The organism is Hymenobacter sp. DG25A (assembly GCF_001280305.1).
GTDB lineage: Bacteria > Bacteroidota > Bacteroidia > Cytophagales > Hymenobacteraceae > Hymenobacter.
Genome location: NZ_CP012623.1, coordinates 2,904,636 through 2,921,849, shown reverse-complemented (window position 1 = coordinate 2,921,849; position 17,214 = coordinate 2,904,636). Strand labels below are relative to the sequence as shown.

Sequence of the window (17,214 nt, the reverse complement as noted above, 5' to 3'; positions counted from 1 at the left end):
ATTACGCAACGTCCGTATCGGGCAGGCTCATGGTAGCCGGTAAATTGCTGATGCCTTCGCGGCGAAGGGCAGCCATCACACGGCCGGCATTTTCCACCGGGTCGCAGGTTTCCGAAGGCACCTGTATCAGCTGGGTGCCGGTGCGGGCCGCCAGGGCGTAGCGGTAGGCTTTATCGTAATAGGTAAGGGCAATGTCCACCATCTTTTCCATGTCGCCGGCATCAATGGCGGCCAGGGCTTCCTGGGTAGCCAGGCCGCCCAAGCGCTTGCTGATGCGCTGGATGGCGGCCTTCAGCAGTTCGGGGTCAGCCTGACAATACTCCTCGGCCAGCTTGCGGGTGCGCATGGGTCGGGGTACTTCCAGCAAAATCAGGGGGGCGCGGTGCATTTGCTCGTACAGGGGCTTAGGCAGGTGTACCGCGCCTATCATCAGGCTTTCGTCTTCTACCCAAATCAGGTTATCGAGCGGGGTGAGGGAAAGGGCACGGGCCAGGTCGTTTTCAAACTGCTCGGGCGTGGGCTGGGCCTCCATGCCAATGCCGCCAAACGACGAGCCTTTGTGGCGGGCCAGGCCTTCCAGGTCAATAATAGTTTCGCCCCGGTGAGCCAGCACCTGCAGCACATCGGTTTTGCCGGAGCCCGTCAGGCCGCCGAGTACCAGTAAGGGCAGGTGCTGGGAAAACTGCTCCAGCACCCAGCGGCGGTAGTCTTTGTAGCCCTTATCGAGCAGATGCACCCGGAAGCCGGCCAGCTCCAGCAACCACTGCACAGCCCCGCTGCGCATGCCGCCCCGCCAGCAGTGCAGCCGCACTTCTTTGTTGGGCGCCAGCTTTTGGGCCTGCTTCACCATGCTGCTCATGTTCGGCCCAAAGAAATCGAGGCCCTGCAGCACGGCTTTCTCCTGGCTTACCTGCTTATAGATAGTGCCAATGCGGGCCCGCTCTTCGTTGGAAAACAAAGGCAGATTCAGGGCCCCCGGTATATGGCCGTGGGCGTACTCCAGCGGAGCACGCACATCCAGAATGGGCGCGTGCGTGGGGCCGGAGAGAAAATCAGTAAGCTGAATGCGAGGCATAAGGCAGGGTAGGAGCGGGGCAGGCTGCAAGTTACACCAGCTGGCGCCGGTATAGCTGAATGGTATTTTCCAGCCCCAGATAAAGCGCGTCGCAAATCAGGGCGTGCCCAATACTGACTTCGGCCAGGCCGGGCAACTCCTGTTTTAAGTAGGCCAGGTTATCCAGGTCGAGGTCGTGGCCGGCATTCAGGCCCAGGCCCAGCTCATGGGCCATGGTAGCGGCCAGGCGGTAGGGCGCTACAACAGCTTCGCGGTTGGTGTGGTAGCCGGTGGCGTAGGCTTCGGTATAGAGCTCAATCCGGTCGGTGCCGGTGCCCACGGCGGCTTTCACCATGGCCGGGTCGGGGTCGAGGAAGATGCTCACGCGGCAGCCAATGGATTTCAGTTCCTGCACCACGCCCATGAGGTACACCAGATGCTCCACCGTGTTCCAGCCGGCGTTGGAGGTAATGGCATCGGGCGCATCCGGCACCAGGGTTACCTGCTCGGGGCGCACTTCCCGTACCAGGGCCAGAAAGTCGGGCGTGGGGTTGCCTTCCACGTTCAGCTCGGTCGTCACCACCCGTTTCAGGTCGCGCACGTCCTGGTAGCGGATGTGGCGCTCATCGGGCCGCGGATGCACCGTGATGCCCTGCGCGCCAAACCGCTCACAGTCACGGGCTACCTGCAGCAAATCAGGACGGTTATGGCCGCGCGCATTCCGCAGCGTGGCTATTTTATTTATGTTTACGCTTAGTTTCGTCATTCTACAAGGCCAAAACAGGTTCCCGGCCCTCCGGGTTGCCCCAAAAGTACGCGGAAATCGTGGGAGCCGTTGATTTTGCCTTTGCCTGCTGCCCGGCTTCTTCCGGGCGTTTTCATCTTCTTATTTTTCCTGACCTATGGCTCTGAAAGAAATCATCGACGCTGATATTAAAAAGGCCATGCTGGCCAAAGACAAAGTACGCCTCAACGCCCTGCGCAGCATCAAATCCCAGATTCTGCTGGCCGAAACCGCGGAAGGCCAGCATGGCACCATCACAGAAGAGGCCGAGCTGAAGCTTCTGAACAAAGCCGCCAAACAGCGCCGCGAAGCCGCCGAAACCTACCAGAAGCAGTTCCGTTCCGATCTGGAAGAAATTGAGCTGGCCGAGCTGGCTATCATTGAGGAATATCTGCCCCAGCAGCTTTCTGAGGCTGATGTGGTGGAGCGCCTGGTGGAAATTATTCAGCGCGTGGGTGCTACCGGCCCTTCTGATCTGGGCAAAGTAATGGGCGTGGCCGCCCGCGAGCTTTCCGGCCAGGCCGATGGCAGGATGATTTCGCAGGTAGTAAGCAACCTGCTGAACAACACCAATGTGTAAGTAGTGAAGCTGAAAGTCAGGAGTGGCAGATACCCTGTTCGCTGCTCCTAACTTTTGCTTACTAGCCCCTTAAGCAATGTCCGGGTTTGATATTCTGCTGCTGATTCCGTTGGGCATAGGCGCCGTGAAAGGCTTCCGTCGCGGCCTGGTGCTGGAGGTAGCTTCCCTGCTGGCCTTTATTCTGGGCGCAATTGGCGGGCTGATGCTTCTGCACGATGCCATTCCGCTGGTGCGGCATTATGTAGGGGAGGCATTCGGATTTTTGCCTTTCGTATCGTTCCTGCTGGTGTTTGTGCTGATTGTGTGGGGCGTGCATCTGCTGGGTACCTTCCTGAAAACGGCAGTGCACCTCACGCCGCTGGGCGTGCTCGATAATGCCTTGGGCGGCGCGGCGGGCGTGGTGAAGTGGGTGCTGGGCCTGAGTTTGCTGCTGCACGGTGTGGGCATGGCCGGTCTGCAGCTGTTGTCGCCGCAGATGGTGGCGCAGTCGCAGGTGTTGCCGCTGGTGCGGCAGGCCACGCCATTTGCCCTGCAGGTAGTGAGCTTTGTAATGCCCTTTGCCGGTACCCTGCTGGAGAAACTGCGGGGCGTATTTTAGGGTTATCCTCCCGGAATATCGGCCCGCGTAACGGCTGCCGACTCAATACCAGTGATTCAACCCGCCGCTTCCGACGCCAACATTTCGCCGCTGGCCCCCCAGCCTGCGCCGGAGCCCCTGCGCCTGTTGCTGCTTGATAACTTCGACTCCTTCACCTATAACCTGCTGGACTACCTGCAGCAGTTGGGTGCCACCGTGCAGGTATTGCGCAATGACGTGCCAGTGGCGGAGCTGGCGAAGCACCGGTTTGATGGGTTGGTTTTGTCGCCGGGGCCGGGAACCCCGGAGTCGGCGGGTATTCTACTGGCGGTAATTGCGGCTTATCATCAGCAGGTGCCCATGCTGGGCGTGTGCCTGGGCCACCAGGCACTGGGTCAGTATTTTGGGGCCACCCTCACGCGGGCCAGCCGCCCCATGCACGGCAAGGTTTCGGATATTGATGTGGCGCTGACGGATCTGCTCTTTGCCGGTCTGCCGGCGCGCATACCGGTTACCCGGTATCATTCGTTGGGGCTGCAGTTGTTGCCGGATACCCTGGTGCCTTTGGCATATACGGCCGATGCGCATGCGGAAATAATGGCGCTCCGGCACCGCACGCTGCCGCTATACGGCGTACAGTTTCATCCCGAAGCCCTGCTCACGACTCATGGGCTGGCGCTCTTACGCAATTGGGTCAAGTGTTGTATCATTGCAAAGACCGGTGCGCCCTCCGCCCCGGCTCCCTCACTCGATGGAACTTCAAATTAAGGAACACAACGGCTTTCAGTATGTAGACGAAGGAAGCGGCGACGTGCTCCTGTTGCTGCATGGCTTGTTTGGAGCCCTCAGCAACTGGGAAGACGTAGTAGAAACTTTCCGTCCGCACTACCGCGTGGTCATTCCGCTGCTGCCTATCTATGATATGCCCCTGCTGAAGGCTGGCGTACCGGGTCTGGTAAACTTTGTGGAAGACTTTGTGGCGGCCGTGCAGCTGCCCGGGCCATACACGGTGCTGGGAAACTCCCTGGGTGGGCATATTGCCCTGGTGTATACCCTGCATAACGCACCGCAGGTAAGCCGCCTGGTGCTCACCGGCAGCAGTGGCCTGTTTGAAGACTCCATGGGCGGCTCCTTCCCCAAGCGCGGCAACTACGCCTTTGTGGAGGAGCGCGTGGCCTATACTTTCTACGACCCCACTGTGGCAACCAAAGAGCTGGTGGACGAAGTATTCAGCATCACCAACTCCAACTCCAAGTGCCTGCGCATTATCAGTATTGCGCGCTCAGCCCAGCGCCACAATCTGGGGAAGGACCTAAGCCGTATATCGGTTCCTACGCTGCTCATCTGGGGGCTGAATGATACCATTACGCCGCCCCAGGTGGCGCATGAGTTTCACCGGCTGCTGCCTAATTCTGAGCTGCACTTTCTGGATCATTGCTGCCACGCACCCATGATGGAGCGTCCCAAAGCATTTAATGCTCTGCTGGCGCAGTTTTTGGAGCGTACGAAGCCGCAGGCCGTGGCCAGCCGGTAAAACCTATCAGGTTACTTTCCAGTAGGTTTAGAACAAAGTACCACGGCTGAGGTTTGTTCCCCGCGTGGCCAGCGCTTACCTTCCGTTTTTCTGCTTCTAGCCGATGCTCTCGATGATTGCCGAAGACATGATTAATCAAATGATTCCGCCACTGAAAGTGACGGACTCAGCCGGCAAGGCAGCGAAGTGGCTCGATGAGTTTCACGTAGAGCAGCTGCCGGTTATTGAAAACCGCCGCTACCGGGGCCTGATTACGGAAGCCGATATTCTGGACGTAGACAGCACGGAAAAGCTCTTGGCCAATATCCCGTTTGGCTTCGCCGATGTGCACGTACAGCGCGACCAGCATTTCTACAACATCATTGAAATGGCGGTGCAGAATAAAGTGCAGCTCATTCCGGTGCTGGATGACCGGCACGATTATATGGGCGTGGTGTCGGTGAGTGATACGCTGGCGGCCTTCGGCGAAACTCCGGTGGCCGTTGGCAGGGGAGGAATTATTGTGCTGAGCATGGATGAGCGTGACTATTCTCTTTCCCAGATCAGCCGCTACGTAGAAGAGAATAATGCCAAAATCCTGAGTGCCCACGTGGCCCGGGACGAGAACGAGCCCTACAAAATCCGACTCACCCTGAAGCTTAATACTCCGGATCTGTCCAGTATTGTGGCCACGCTGGAGCGATTTGGCTATATCATCAGCGCCCAGTTCAGCGGCAGCAGTGAGTTGGGGGAGGACGAGCAGGATCGGTACGATGCCCTGCTGAAATACCTGAGCCTGTAAGCGCGGCTCCGGGTGCTCGGATTTTTATTTGCCTGGTTATTAGCCTGGCCATCCGCTAACACATCGGCCGGAGGGCCAGATACGGTGCGCCGTTCTCCTATCGACAGCCTGGTGCGGGTGTATTGCCCTTCCTACACCAGGCTGCGGGTTTCCTCAGTTGTTTTTGTAGGGAATGAGGTAACCAAAGAGCGCATCTTACGGGCCGAGCTGGACTTTCGGGAAGGCGACACGCTAGCGGCCGCTGCCTTACCCGCACGTCTGGAAGCCAACCGCCGGCGCTTACTCAACCTCCAGCTGTTTCACTCCGTTCTGGTGCAAACCGTTTGCCGCGACGGCGAAATTACGGTGCTCTTCAGCCTGCAGGAACGCTGGTACACGTTTCCCATTCCCATTTTCTCACTGGCCGACCGCAACATCCGCTCTTGGCTTGACCGGCCCGACCGGTGGCGGCGTGTAGATTACGGCGTGCACGTAGTGCGCAACAACTTTCGTGGCCGTAACGAGCAGCTACGGGGCAACCTGCAGCTGGGCTTCAATCAGAAATACGAGGTCTTCTTTGAGAACCCCGGCACCCGGCAGCGCCCCGGGCTGGCGCTGGGTGCTTCCTTTGCCCGCAGCCGCGCGCTGGATTACCGCACCGTTCAGGATCAGCTTCTTACGTATCGCTCCGAAAGCGGCTTCGCTTTTCACCACACCTACTTCGTGGCCGGGTTGCGGTGGCGCAATACCGTACAGCGCCGTACTGCCCTGGATGTAGCCTGGCGCCAGGATCAGATATCCGATTCTATCCAGATTGGCAATCCGGGGTACTTTTCCGGCGACCAGCAGCGGCGCTATGTCGATGTAGCTCTGACGCGAATTATTAACCGGCGCAATAATTTTGCTTACCCGCTTTCCGGGCGCTTTGCGCAGGTTACCCTGTCCCAACGCCTGTTTCTGCACTCGGCCAGCCCCAGCTATGCCACGCTCTATGCACGGTATACGCGTTATGTCCCGCTGCCTCATAAGCTGTATTATAGTGCCGGCCTGGAAGGGCAAACCCGCCTGACCAACCGCCGCCTGGCCTACGCTGATTCACGGGCGCTGGGTTATGCCGCTCTCGTGCGCGGCTACGACCGGTATGTGGTAGATGGGCAGCACTACGTGTTACTGCAGCAAGGACTCTCTTATCCCCTCCTGCCGGCCCGTCAGCTTCAACTAGATGCCACCAGCAATCCAAAGTTCAGCACCCTTCCGCTGGCCATATATTTAAATACCTTTGCCGACATGGGCTATGTTGCGGCCCCGGCCTCGCTGGCCGATGCTAACAACCAGTTGCCCAATCAGTTTCTGTTGGCAGCCGGTATTGGCCTGCATCTGGTCACTTATTACGACCGGGTTTTTGCGGTCGAATATGCTCTCAATGCGCTTGGTGAAACCGGAATCTACATTCGCACGGCCTTTCCCATCTGAGCCGCTACCGGCTCCACGGCACATAATAGTCTGCCTCTTAATATGAAAATAGCCATCCTCGGTAAGCCCTTCGATGACAGTGTAGCTCCGGCTATTCAGGCGTTGCTGCATAATTTACTGGCCCGCAATGCCGAGCTGTATATCGTGGAGTCGTTCCGGGTGTACTTGGATACCCGGCTGGAGTTACCGGATACCATCACCACCTTCCGGCGCGGCGACTCCCTGAAGGGAATGCAATTTGTGCTTAGTATTGGCGGTGATGGTACCCTACTGGATACCGTAACCTACGTAGGTAGCCTGCAAATCCCTATTCTGGGCATTCATACCGGCCGCCTTGGGTTTCTGGCCACTATCACGCCCGACCGTATTCCGCAAGCTATTGAAGCCCTGTTTAAGGGACATTTCGTAGTAGAAGAGCGCAGCCTGATTCGGGTAGATACCGATCCGGAGGTATTTGGGGCGGTGAATTTCGGCCTGAATGAATTCTCCATTCTGAAGCGTGACACCTCTTCTATGATTGTGGTGCACACCTATATTGATGGGGAGTATCTTAATTCTTACTGGGCCGATGGCCTGATTGTATCCACGCCCACCGGCTCTACCGGCTATTCGCTGAGCTGCGGCGGCCCGGTAATGTTGCCGCAGACCAACAATTTTATCATCTCTCCCGTATGTCCGCACAACCTGAACGTGCGTCCTCTCGTTGTATCCGACCGCAGCGTCATTTCATTTGAGATTGAAGGAAGGAGCAATAACTTCCTGCTTTCCTTGGATTCGCGCTCGGTTCCCGTGGATGCTACGGTACAGATTGCCGTGCGCCGCGAAACTTTTAATGCACGTTTGATACGTCTTAACCACGTAAATTTTTTAAGCACCCTGCGCAGCAAACTAAATTGGGGGTATGACCGTCGGAATCCTGATGGCAGCATACGCCCTTAAAATAAGGACTTTTTGAAGCTTTTATTTTTAATCTTGCTGGCAACCACTACTTTTGTCACTGACTGTAATCGTGTCCGTACGGATCAATAGCTTTTCCTGCACCCCGATATACTTAACCTTCGTTCGATTATGAAGAGATTTTTCCCCCTTATCCTGGCGCTTATACTGGCCTTTGCGCTGGTAGCTTCAGATGCAAGCGCTCAACGGTTTACCAAGCGGAAAATGTATAACTCGGTAGGTGTGAACCTAAACGCCATGAATTATTTTGGCGATATCGTACCGCGTACTAATATTACCAGTCTACGGCTGGGCGCTACCCGTCCCAACTTAGGCTTTACCTTTACTCGTCGTTTTGCACCCCGGATTTCGGGTCGTTTCGGTTTGTCGTATGGCCGCGTTACTGGTGATGACCAAAAAGCAGCTGATGATAAAGACAAGGATGCAAAGTTCCGATATACACGGAACATGAACTTCCGTAATGATATTTTTGAGGCCTCTGTAGTTGGTATGTTCGACCTGATCGAAAACCGTAACAACTATATTCGCCGCCCTGACTTTGTTCCTTACGTATTTGCCGGGGTAGCTGCTTTCAAGCATAACCCTAAAGGCTTAGTGGGTTCAGAAGCTGACGCTCCTGCCAATTTGAAAGGCCAATACGTAGCGCTTCAGCCTTTGGGAACCGAAGGTCAGAACGTAAGCGGTAAAGGATATGATAAACCTTATAAGCGTGGTCAGATTGCCATTCCTTTCGGTGCCGGTGTGCGTTACAAGCTGGACCGTCACTTTGACTTAGGTTTTGAAATCGGCTGGCGCAAAACTTTCACTGACTATATTGATGACGTAGGTGGTGATTTTGTTCAGGATAGATCTGATTTGAAAAGCCCTGCTGCTCAGTATTTTGGTTATGATATCACCCGTAACGATGGTGCTCAGTTGGGTACGTTCGGCGAATACAACCAAGCTGGTGAAATTCGTGGTCACAACAATGAAAAGGACTGGTACATCGTTACCGGCTTGACCTTGAATTACATCCTTTCCCCCAAAATCAAGAGCCCCAAATTCCGATAGCCAACAATTGGCTGTCATGTTTAATCCACAGCCAGTCTGATGATCTATTTGAACTCGCATAAAACACTCCTTATTTGCCTGGCGCAAGTAGGGAGTGTTTTTTTTGCCTGCCGTGCGCTAGCGCAGAATACCAGTGAAGTAGGCTTAGGCCTGGGCGCCGTAAACTATAAAGGGGAATTATCCCCTGAATACCGGTTTGCGAACAACCGTCCGGCAGTTTCCTTATTCTATCGGAAAGATATATCTGCCCCAGTTACGCTGCGGGGCAACCTGATGGCGGGGCTGCTACGGGCCGATGATAAGCAGGTAAAAGGAGTAAATGGTGATACGGCACCGCTAAACGCTTATCGGGGAGGCTACCTGAAAGGGAGTATCTATGAAGTAGCAGGCACTCTGGAGTATAACTTCTTCGATTATTACGGTACAAAAGCCAAGACCCGGTTTACACCCTTTGTATTTGTGGGGGTAGCAGGTTTTCTGGCACCGGTAAAAACTGTGCTGAAGGATGGACAAACCTTCTCTAACACAGTAATAGGCGTGGCTGTGCCAGCAGGCATAGGAGCCAAAGTAGGTTTATCACGCCACTGGAACCTGGGAATGGAAGTGGGTGCCCGGAAAGCTTTCACGGATGAGTTGGACCAGCTCAGCCAGCAGAATGATGTTATTGCTAACCGGCACGATCAGGACTGGTATTTCTATAGCGGTTTGAGCGTTTCTTATACGTTCTACAAAATACGGTGCCCGGAAGTGTACAAAGAGAATAGCCGGTTACTGCAATAGCAAAACCGGCTAAGGGTAATGCAACCATTTGCGTAACTTGCAGCCTCTTTACGCAAAACACACGAATGGCCGCCCGGTCCGAAATAGATCCTACCAGAATTCCCGCCCATGTTGCCGTCATTATGGATGGCAATGGCCGTTGGGCCAAGCAGAAGGGCGGGCTACGCATCTTTGGTCATCAGAATGCCATAACCGCCGTGCGTGAAACGGTGGAGGCGGCTGCTGAGCTGGGTGTGCAATACCTGACGATGTATGCGTTTTCAACCGAAAACTGGTCGCGCCCCAAGCATGAGGTAATGGCGCTGATGCAGTTGCTGGTGCATACCATTCGGCAGGAAACGCCTACGCTGTTAAAAAATAACATCCGGCTGGAAGCCATTGGGGAAACTGAAAATCTGCCTGCAGCCTGCCAGAAAGAGCTGGCGGAGGCGAAAGAGCTTACCAGCACGGGTACACGCATGACGCTGGTGCTCGCCCTGAGCTATAGTGGCCGCTGGGACCTAACGCAGGCGGCCCGCCGGATGGGAGAAGCAGTAGCGGCTGGCTCCTTGTTGCCCGCCAACATTACCGAGCAGACTATTGCGGGCTATCTGGTTACTGCCGGAATGCCCGATCCGGAACTGCTGATCCGCACCAGTGGCGAGCAGCGCATCAGCAACTTCTTGCTGTGGCAGCTGGCCTATACCGAACTTTATATCACGGAGCTGCTCTGGCCCGATTTCCGCCGCGAACATTTTTATGACGCAATTTGTGCCTACCAACGCCGCGAACGGCGCTTCGGTAAAACCAGTGAGCAGCTCACCGTTTCGTAAGTCCTGTCGAATGAATTTCACCAGTATCCGGGTTTTTAGCCTGCTCATTTTCCTGTTGGCGTTTAGCTGGCTGGCCACACCTGCCTTAGCTCAAAATGCACCCGCGGCGCCCGAGCCGCAGCGGTATCAGGTGGGCGGCATCACCTTTACCGGCACCCGTTACCTCGATCCAAATACGCTGGTGGGTATTACCGGCCTGAAAATAGGCGACCCTGTTACCATACCCGGAGAGGAAATTGGTAAGGCTATTCGCAAGTTGTGGGACCAGGGTATTGTAGGCGACGTGACTGTGGCCATTGACCGGATTGAAGGCACCAAGATTTTCCTGGTATTTGATGTAAAAGAGCGGCCACGTCTTTCCAACTTCGTGTTCACCGGTATTGGTAAAACTCAGGCCGATGATGTGAAAGCGAAGATTAAGCTCATCCGCGGTAAAGTAGTGACCGATGCTCTGCTCAGCAATACACGTGACCAGGTGCGTAAGTTCTTTACCAACAAGGGCTTCCTGAACGCGCAGGTAGACGTCACGCAACGCCCAGATTCTACCTTGCCCAACAGTGTTGTGCTGGTGTTTGCCGTAAACCGGGGTGCCCGGGTTCATATCAGCGACATTACCTTCCTCGGCAACTCCGCTATTAAAGATGGCAAGCTGAAGGGGCAGATGAAGAAAACCAAGGAGAAGAAGTTCTACAAGTTCCTGAACGCCGGTAAGTTCCAGCGCAAAGAATTCGAAGAGGACAAAGACAAAGTCATTGAGTACTACAACTCCCAGGGCTACCGCGACGCCATTATCCTCTCTGACTCTCTGATTACTACGGCGCAAAAGCGCTCCTACCACTGGTTAGGTACTGAAGACGGCAAATTCGGGATTCACAAAACCACCGTGCAGGATGTAGATAAGCTAGCGCTGCAGATTCGGGTGGATGAAGGTCCGAAGTACTACTTCCGCAACATTACCTGGGCAGGCAACTACCTCTACGATAACAAAACCCTGGCCTCCGTGCTGGGCATAAAGGAAGGCAGCGTGTACAGCAAGGAAACGCTAGACAAGCGCCTGAACTACAACCCCACCGGGCAGGATATTACCTCGCTCTACATGAACGATGGCTACCTGTTCTTCTCCATCGACCCCATTGAGACCAAGGTAGAAGGAGACTCCATTGATATTGAGATGCGCATTAATGAAGGTGTGCAGGCCCGTATCAAAGACATCAACATTGCCGGCAACACCAAAACCAGCGACCATGTGATCCGGCGCGAGTTGCGCACCCTCCCGGGTGAGAAGTTTAACCGCGAACTGCTGATCCGTTCCCAGCGCGAAATCTCTTCTCTGGGTTATTTCGACCCAGAGAAAGTGGGCATCAACCCGGTGCCTAACCAGGCCGATGGCACGGTAGATATCAATTACACCGTAGAAGAAAAGCCTTCTGACCAGATTACCCTGTCGGGCGGCTGGGGCGGTTATGCCGGCTTCATCGGCACCGTAGGCCTTGTTTTCAACAACTTCTCGTTGCGCAAAGCCGGCTCCTTGAGCAACTGGCGCCCCGTGCCGGCCGGTGATGGCCAGCGTCTGGCTCTGAACATTCAGGCCAACGGTCTGCAGTATCAGGCCTATTCCTTCTCCTTCACGGAGCCCTGGCTGGGTGGCCGCAAGCGTAACTCACTGTCGGTATCGCTCAACAAAAGCATTCAGCGGGTAGGCTCCAACTTCGATGTGAAGACGGGTAGCTCGATTAAAGTAAACAGTGCCTCCGTTAGCCTGGGCCGCTACCTGCGCTGGCCCGATGACTATTTCTCCCTGAGCAATTCGCTGTCGGTTAGCCAGTACAAGCTGAATAATTACACTTACCTGCAGGGCTTCCAGAATGGTACGGGCAATGCCAACAACATCACCCTGAACACCACCCTGTCCCGCAACAGCACCGATAACCCAACGTACACCCGTCGTGGCTCGGCCCTGTCGCTCAGTGTTAACCTGACGCCGCCTTACTCGGCGTTTAAAGGAGCGCACCCCAACGTGAATGAGTGGGTAGAATTCCATAAATGGATGTTTGATGCTTCTTGGTTTACCCCCATCATTGGTAAGCTGGTGCTGAACACCCGGGCGCACTTCGGCTTTATTGGTACTTACAATTCCAGCCGTCCTATTGGCCCGTTTGAGCGCTTCAAGCTGGGTGGCTCCGGCATGGCCTCGGGCGGTTCTTCCAACTTCCTGGTGGGTACCGAATATGTGGGCCTGCGCGGTTACGATGACCCCAACGAGGTAAATGCTATTCAGTCGCCTAATTCCAGCGGTGGCGTGGCGTACAATAAATATGTGATGGAGCTGCGTTATCCGGTTTCGTTGAACCCGGCCGCTACCGTTTACCTGCTCAGCTTTGCCGAAGCGGGCAATGCAGTGGAACGCTACTCTGATTACAACCCTTATAAACTGTACCGCTCGGTGGGTGTTGGTGCCCGCGTATTCATGTCGGCATTCGGTTTGCTAGGCTTCGACTACGGCTACGGTTTAGACACAGTGCCGCGTTACCCCGGCGTTACGCAGGGCCCACAGGACAAAGGTCATTTTCACTTCATCATCGGCCAGCAGATTCGCTAGTCTGCCGGGCCGCTCAGCACGGTATTCCGCATGAAAAAACTAGTGTGTTTGCTGCCACTGCTGCTCCTGCTGGCCGTTCCGGCAGCCTGGGCCCAGAAATTCGGCTACGTCGACTCGGAGTACATCATGAGTAAGATGCCGGAGTATGGCGCCGCGCAGCAGGAGCTTAATACCCTGTCCCAGAACTGGCAGAAGGATATTGAGTCGATGCGCAAGGACCTCGACAAGATGTATCGCGCTTATCAGGCAGAAGAAGTTCTGCTGACGGAGCCGATGAAAAAGAAGCGCCAGGATGAGATTCTGAAAAAAGAGCAGGACATCAAGGCGTACCAGAATAAAATTTTTGGCTTCGAAGGCACCCTGTTTAAAAAGCGCCAGGAGCTGACCAAACCGGTGCAGGACAAGGTATTTGAAGCCATTGAGAAGGTGGCCAAGAAAAAGCAGCTGGCCATTGTCTTCGATAAAGCCGGTGACCTGACCATGCTCTATACCAACCCAACGCACGATTACACAGAATTTGTGTTGGAAGAGTTGGGACTGGGTTCCGAGGAACGCAACCAACCCGGGCAGAAAGGGGCCGTGCGTACCGTTACCACACCGGCCACGCCCGCCTCAGATGAGCCGGGCAGCGAGCAGGATAATGCCAAGCCCGCCACGCCGGCTCCCAAAACCACTAAGCCCGCGCCACGCTCAAGTGGCCGAAAAAATTAACTTTGCTCTCTCACTTTAGAAATTTCCTTTCCCTTCGAATGAACGCATTTCCTAAAATTCGTCTGATGCTGGCGGCTGCGGCCTTAATGGTTGCTTCCGCTACTGCTTCTATCGCCCAAACGGCTCCGCAAAAAATTGGCTACACCAACGTAGACTATGTGCTGAGCAAAATGCCCGAGAGCAAGCAGGTAGAGTCGCAGCTGAAAGACTACAGCACCCAGCTGGAAAACCAGCTGAAAGCCAAATACACCGAGTTCCAGACCAAAGGCGAAGCCTACCAGAAAGGGGCTTCCACCATGACGGACGTAGTACGCGCCGACAAAGAGAAGGAGTTGCAGAACCTGCAGCAGTCCATCCAGGAGTTCCAGCGCAATGCTGATGCTTCCATTCAGCAGAAGCAGCAAACCCTGCTGAAGCCCGTACTGGACAAGCTGCAAAAGACCATTGATCTGGTAGCAGATGAGAATGGCTATGCCTATGTGTTCAACTCCGATGCCGGCTACGGCACTACGCCTATTCTGCTGCACGGCCCCAAGGATGGCGACATCTCGGATCTGGTGTTGAAAAAAATGGGTATTGACCCCAATGCAGCTCCTGCTGCTGCGGCTCCTGCCGCTGCCAAGCCCGCAGCCGCTACACCGGCTCCCGCTGCTGGCAAGACCAAAACCAAGACGAAAAAGAACTAATCTGCCTCCACGCAGTAGCTTTGCAGAAAGCCGGAACCCAAGGTTCCGGCTTTCTTGTTTGTTTGCGCTTACCCTTTGCGGCTCTGTACCCCTTATGATTGATTTAGCTGACGAAAAATTCGAGTCCGACGACCTGGAAACCAGTGACGAACTGTATGAGCACCACCGCATTCGCGCCGACCGCGGGCAGGAGCTGCTGCGGCTCGATAAGTTTCTGATGAACCGGCTGCCTAATGCGTCGCGCACCAAAATTCAGAATGCCATTAAAGCCGAAGCGGTTCAGGTAAACGACAAGTCAGCCAAAGCCAATTACCGTGTCAAGCCGCTCGATGTCATCACCATCACGCTGCCCGAGCCCCCGCGGGAAGTAAAGGTGACGCCCGAGCCCATGGATTTGGACATTCGCTACGAAGACGAATCGGTGCTGCTGGTGAATAAGCCGGCCGGCATGGTGGTGCACCCCGCCTTCGGCAACTGGCAGGGCACCCTGGTTAATGGGCTGGCCTATCATTTCCGGAACCTGCCTACGGGCCGCAACGGCGAGATACGCCCGGGCCTGGTGCACCGCATCGATAAAGATACTTCCGGTCTGTTGGTAATTGGTAAGACCGAATGGGCCATGACGCACCTGTCCCAGCAATTCTTCCACCATACCATTGAGCGCACTTATCTGGCGCTGGTATGGGGAATACCCAAAGAAACAGAAGGCACCGTACGAAGCCATATTGGCCGCAGCGTGAAGGACCGTAAAGTGCAAGCCGTTTTCCCCGAGGGGGACCAGGGCAAGCATGCCGTTACCCATTATAAAGTGCTACGCACGTTCCGGCATGTCTCGCTGGTGCAGTGTAACCTGGAAACCGGGCGCACGCACCAGATCAGAGTGCATATGAAGCACATTGGTCACCCGCTGTTCTCTGATGCCACCTATGGCGGGGATAAGGTGCTCTACGGGCAGCGTACCGGCACCTACAAGGCATTTGCGGAGAAAGTAATGGCCCTGATGCCCCGGCAGGCGCTGCATGCCAAATCTCTGGGGTTCGTGCATCCGGTAACGGGCGCCCTCATTCAGCAGGAAGTAGAGTTGCCCGCCGACTTCGCCGCCGCCCTGGCCGAATGGGAAAAGTACGCCAATGAATCAGCCTAGCCTTGCTATAAGGCCATAAAAAAAGCCCGCTACCATGGTAGCGGGCTTTTTTATGAACCTTAAGATTACTTCTGCTTAACAGTCGTTTTCTTGGTGGTAGTAGTGGTTTTGCGCGGAGCAGGCTTCTTAGTTATCTCATTGATAGCCGTAGCGGCCTGCGCATCGTTCGGGGCCAAAGCCTTAGCAGCCTGCCAGTAAGGAAGCGAAGCCGCCTTGTCGCCTTTCTGGTAGTAGTAGTAGCCCAGGTACTTGTTGGCTTCTACCAAGCCTTCCGTATACTTCGAAGGGTCGTTGGCATTAGCTACCTCAATGTACTTCTCATAGTGCGCCTTAGCGGTACCCTGCTTGGAGTCGGGGTCCAGGTTAGCATTGGCCCGGGCACGCATCAGGTAACCTGGTACGTAGGTTGGGCGAGCAGCCAGAATCACACCATAGAGGCTGTCAGCTTGTGCGTACTGCTTGTTGAACTCGTAGGCACGAGCCAGGTACACGTTGTCCGTCAGCTCACCTTTGCCACCCTGGAGTTTAGCCCGGTAGGTAGCAATGGCCATGGGGTAGTTCTTCGAAGCAATGTACGCCTGCGCCAGGTCATTCTGCAAATCAGCGGCCTGCGTTGGGTCAGCGGCAATTGCCTTCTTAATCATGGCAATACCTTCTTCCGAACGGCCAGCTTTAGCCAGCATCTTACCCTGGTAGATGTAGTCCTGCGTGATAATCTTATCGGCAGGCGTCGTCTTCATGTAGTTCTCCATGGCCGGCAGGGCCTTATCGTTCTGGCCGGTTTCATAGAGAGCGTAAGCCTGCAGACGGTTCATCGTTACGTTCTTCGGATCTGCTTGCAGAATCTTCTGAATTTCGGTGAGAGCCTCGGGGTACTTCTTGGTCAGGAACAGGAACGATGCATATTTTGCCTGCGTGCTGGGCGTGTTTTCCGCCATGTCCCGGTACTTCTGGAACGTGCTCAGGGCATCGTCGTACTTGCCAATCAGGTAGTACATCTCACCCAGCTCCCGGTAAGCAGGGGCATAGTTGGGGTCGATGCTGATAACCTTCTGGAAGGCGTCACGGGCACCATTATAGTTGCGCGAGCGTACGTTCAGCTGGCCCTTACGGAAATAAGCCAGTACGTTGTTGGGGTCGGCCAGCGTAGCGCGCTCATAAGCGTTCATGGCATCACCGCCGCCATTTTCCTGCTTCAGGTAGATGTCGCCCAGCAGAACCATCACCCGTGGGTCATCCTTCTTGTTGAGCTTGGTAGCCAGGTTCAGGTATTCAATGGCCTTCTTAACGTCTTTCTCATTTGACTCGGCATAAGCCTGGCCAATCATCGTCAGAACTTCTTTGTCCTTCGATTTCGAGGCCTTTACCGCATTGTCAAACTGAATTTCAGCTTCGGCTTTTTTGCCTTGAGCCAGAAATGCCCGACCAGCGGCAACCATCGATTGCGGCGACTTGGCGTTGGTTACGCCTTTATTGAAAAAGTAAGCAGCCGAATCCGGCTTCTCCATCAACAGATACAAACGACCCATCTCAACGGCGGCTTCCGGCGACTGGCCTTGTGCCAACAAACGACGGGCTTCGCTATAGCGCTCCAGATTCATGGCTTTTTGAGCGCCAGCAATATCCTGTGCAAAAGCAGCAGTACTGGTAGCAGACAAGGCAACGAGGAGCGAGAGCTTCCAGGGCTTGAACTTCATGTGCGAAAAATTAAGT

Annotated in this window: 17 protein-coding genes; 14 read left to right on the top strand and 3 right to left on the bottom strand. The window is 55.0% G+C overall.

The genetic code is table 11. The features are described from left to right. Window position 1: 1 nt before the first annotated feature. Together mnmH and AM218_RS12530 are read right to left on the bottom strand one after the other, a co-directional pair. Entirely contained in the window at window positions 2–1,075 is a 1,074-nt protein-coding gene (mnmH, locus tag AM218_RS12535) for a tRNA 2-selenouridine(34) synthase MnmH (RefSeq protein WP_054414166.1), read from the bottom strand. A gap of 31 nt (window positions 1,076–1,106) precedes the next feature. After that, window positions 1,107–1,820, bottom strand: coding sequence for a pyridoxine 5'-phosphate synthase (locus AM218_RS12530; protein WP_054414165.1), 714 nt, complete (start codon window positions 1,818–1,820; stop codon window positions 1,107–1,109). A gap of 136 nt (window positions 1,821–1,956) precedes the next feature. Here AM218_RS12530 and AM218_RS12525 point away from each other — a divergent pair, with 136 nt between their 5' ends. The 14 genes from AM218_RS12525 (at window position 1,957) to AM218_RS12460 (ending at window position 15,501) form a co-directional block, all read left to right on the top strand. Continuing rightward, window positions 1,957–2,418 (top strand): GatB/YqeY domain-containing protein, encoded by a 462-nt coding sequence (locus AM218_RS12525; RefSeq protein ID WP_054414164.1) that lies wholly within the window; start codon window positions 1,957–1,959, stop codon window positions 2,416–2,418. A gap of 76 nt (window positions 2,419–2,494) precedes the next feature. Continuing rightward, complete coding sequence (locus tag AM218_RS12520) at window positions 2,495–3,016, top strand: CvpA family protein (RefSeq protein ID WP_054414163.1); 522 nt, start codon at window positions 2,495–2,497, stop codon at window positions 3,014–3,016. A gap of 51 nt (window positions 3,017–3,067) precedes the next feature. Beyond that, on the top strand, window positions 3,068–3,763 hold the full coding sequence (locus AM218_RS12515; protein WP_316937415.1) for an anthranilate synthase component II: 696 nt from the start codon (window positions 3,068–3,070) through the stop codon (window positions 3,761–3,763). Next, a complete protein-coding gene (locus tag AM218_RS12510) occupies window positions 3,747–4,529 on the top strand; it encodes an alpha/beta fold hydrolase (protein WP_054414162.1) in 783 nt (260 codons plus the stop codon). Before AM218_RS12515 ends, AM218_RS12510 begins: the two co-directional genes overlap by 17 nt. Before the next feature lie 103 nt (window positions 4,530–4,632). Further along, window positions 4,633–5,310: a CBS domain-containing protein gene (locus AM218_RS12505; RefSeq protein ID WP_054414161.1), complete on the top strand. Its 678-nt coding sequence runs from the start codon at window positions 4,633–4,635 to the stop codon at window positions 5,308–5,310. An 84-nt stretch (window positions 5,311–5,394) separates the two neighbouring features. Then, window positions 5,395–6,762, top strand: coding sequence for a BamA/TamA family outer membrane protein (locus AM218_RS12500; protein WP_054414160.1), 1,368 nt, complete (start codon window positions 5,395–5,397; stop codon window positions 6,760–6,762). A 42-nt stretch (window positions 6,763–6,804) separates the two neighbouring features. Beyond that, on the top strand, window positions 6,805–7,701 hold the full coding sequence (locus AM218_RS12495) for an NAD kinase (protein ID WP_054414159.1): 897 nt from the start codon (window positions 6,805–6,807) through the stop codon (window positions 7,699–7,701). Between the two features lie 129 nt (window positions 7,702–7,830). Beyond that, window positions 7,831–8,769, top strand: coding sequence for a DUF6089 family protein (locus tag AM218_RS12490; RefSeq protein WP_054414158.1), 939 nt, complete (start codon window positions 7,831–7,833; stop codon window positions 8,767–8,769). Window positions 8,770–8,808: 39 nt separating this feature from the next. After that, complete coding sequence (gene porG / locus AM218_RS12485; RefSeq protein ID WP_054414157.1) at window positions 8,809–9,549, top strand: type IX secretion system protein PorG; 741 nt, start codon at window positions 8,809–8,811, stop codon at window positions 9,547–9,549. Between the two features lie 65 nt (window positions 9,550–9,614). After that, on the top strand, window positions 9,615–10,361 hold the full coding sequence (uppS, locus tag AM218_RS12480; RefSeq protein WP_054414156.1) for an undecaprenyl pyrophosphate synthase: 747 nt from the start codon (window positions 9,615–9,617) through the stop codon (window positions 10,359–10,361). Window positions 10,362–10,371: 10 nt separating this feature from the next. Continuing rightward, window positions 10,372–12,960 carry an outer membrane protein assembly factor BamA gene (gene bamA / locus AM218_RS12475; RefSeq protein WP_054414155.1) on the top strand — a complete coding sequence of 863 codons (2,589 nt, stop codon included), beginning with the start codon at window positions 10,372–10,374 and terminating at the stop codon, window positions 12,958–12,960. A gap of 30 nt (window positions 12,961–12,990) precedes the next feature. Further along, window positions 12,991–13,671: an OmpH/Skp family outer membrane protein gene (locus AM218_RS12470; RefSeq protein ID WP_054414154.1), complete on the top strand. Its 681-nt coding sequence runs from the start codon at window positions 12,991–12,993 to the stop codon at window positions 13,669–13,671. 38 nt (window positions 13,672–13,709) lie between these two features. Then, entirely contained in the window at window positions 13,710–14,357 is a 648-nt protein-coding gene (locus AM218_RS12465) for an OmpH/Skp family outer membrane protein (RefSeq protein WP_054414153.1), read from the top strand. A gap of 94 nt (window positions 14,358–14,451) precedes the next feature. Then, entirely contained in the window at window positions 14,452–15,501 is a 1,050-nt protein-coding gene (locus AM218_RS12460) for an RluA family pseudouridine synthase (protein WP_054414152.1), read from the top strand. A gap of 65 nt (window positions 15,502–15,566) precedes the next feature. On the opposite strand, the gene AM218_RS12455 is transcribed toward AM218_RS12460, so the two are convergent. Then, a complete protein-coding gene (locus AM218_RS12455) occupies window positions 15,567–17,198 on the bottom strand; it encodes a tetratricopeptide repeat protein (RefSeq protein WP_054414151.1) in 1,632 nt (543 codons plus the stop codon). Window positions 17,199–17,214 lie beyond the last annotated feature (16 nt).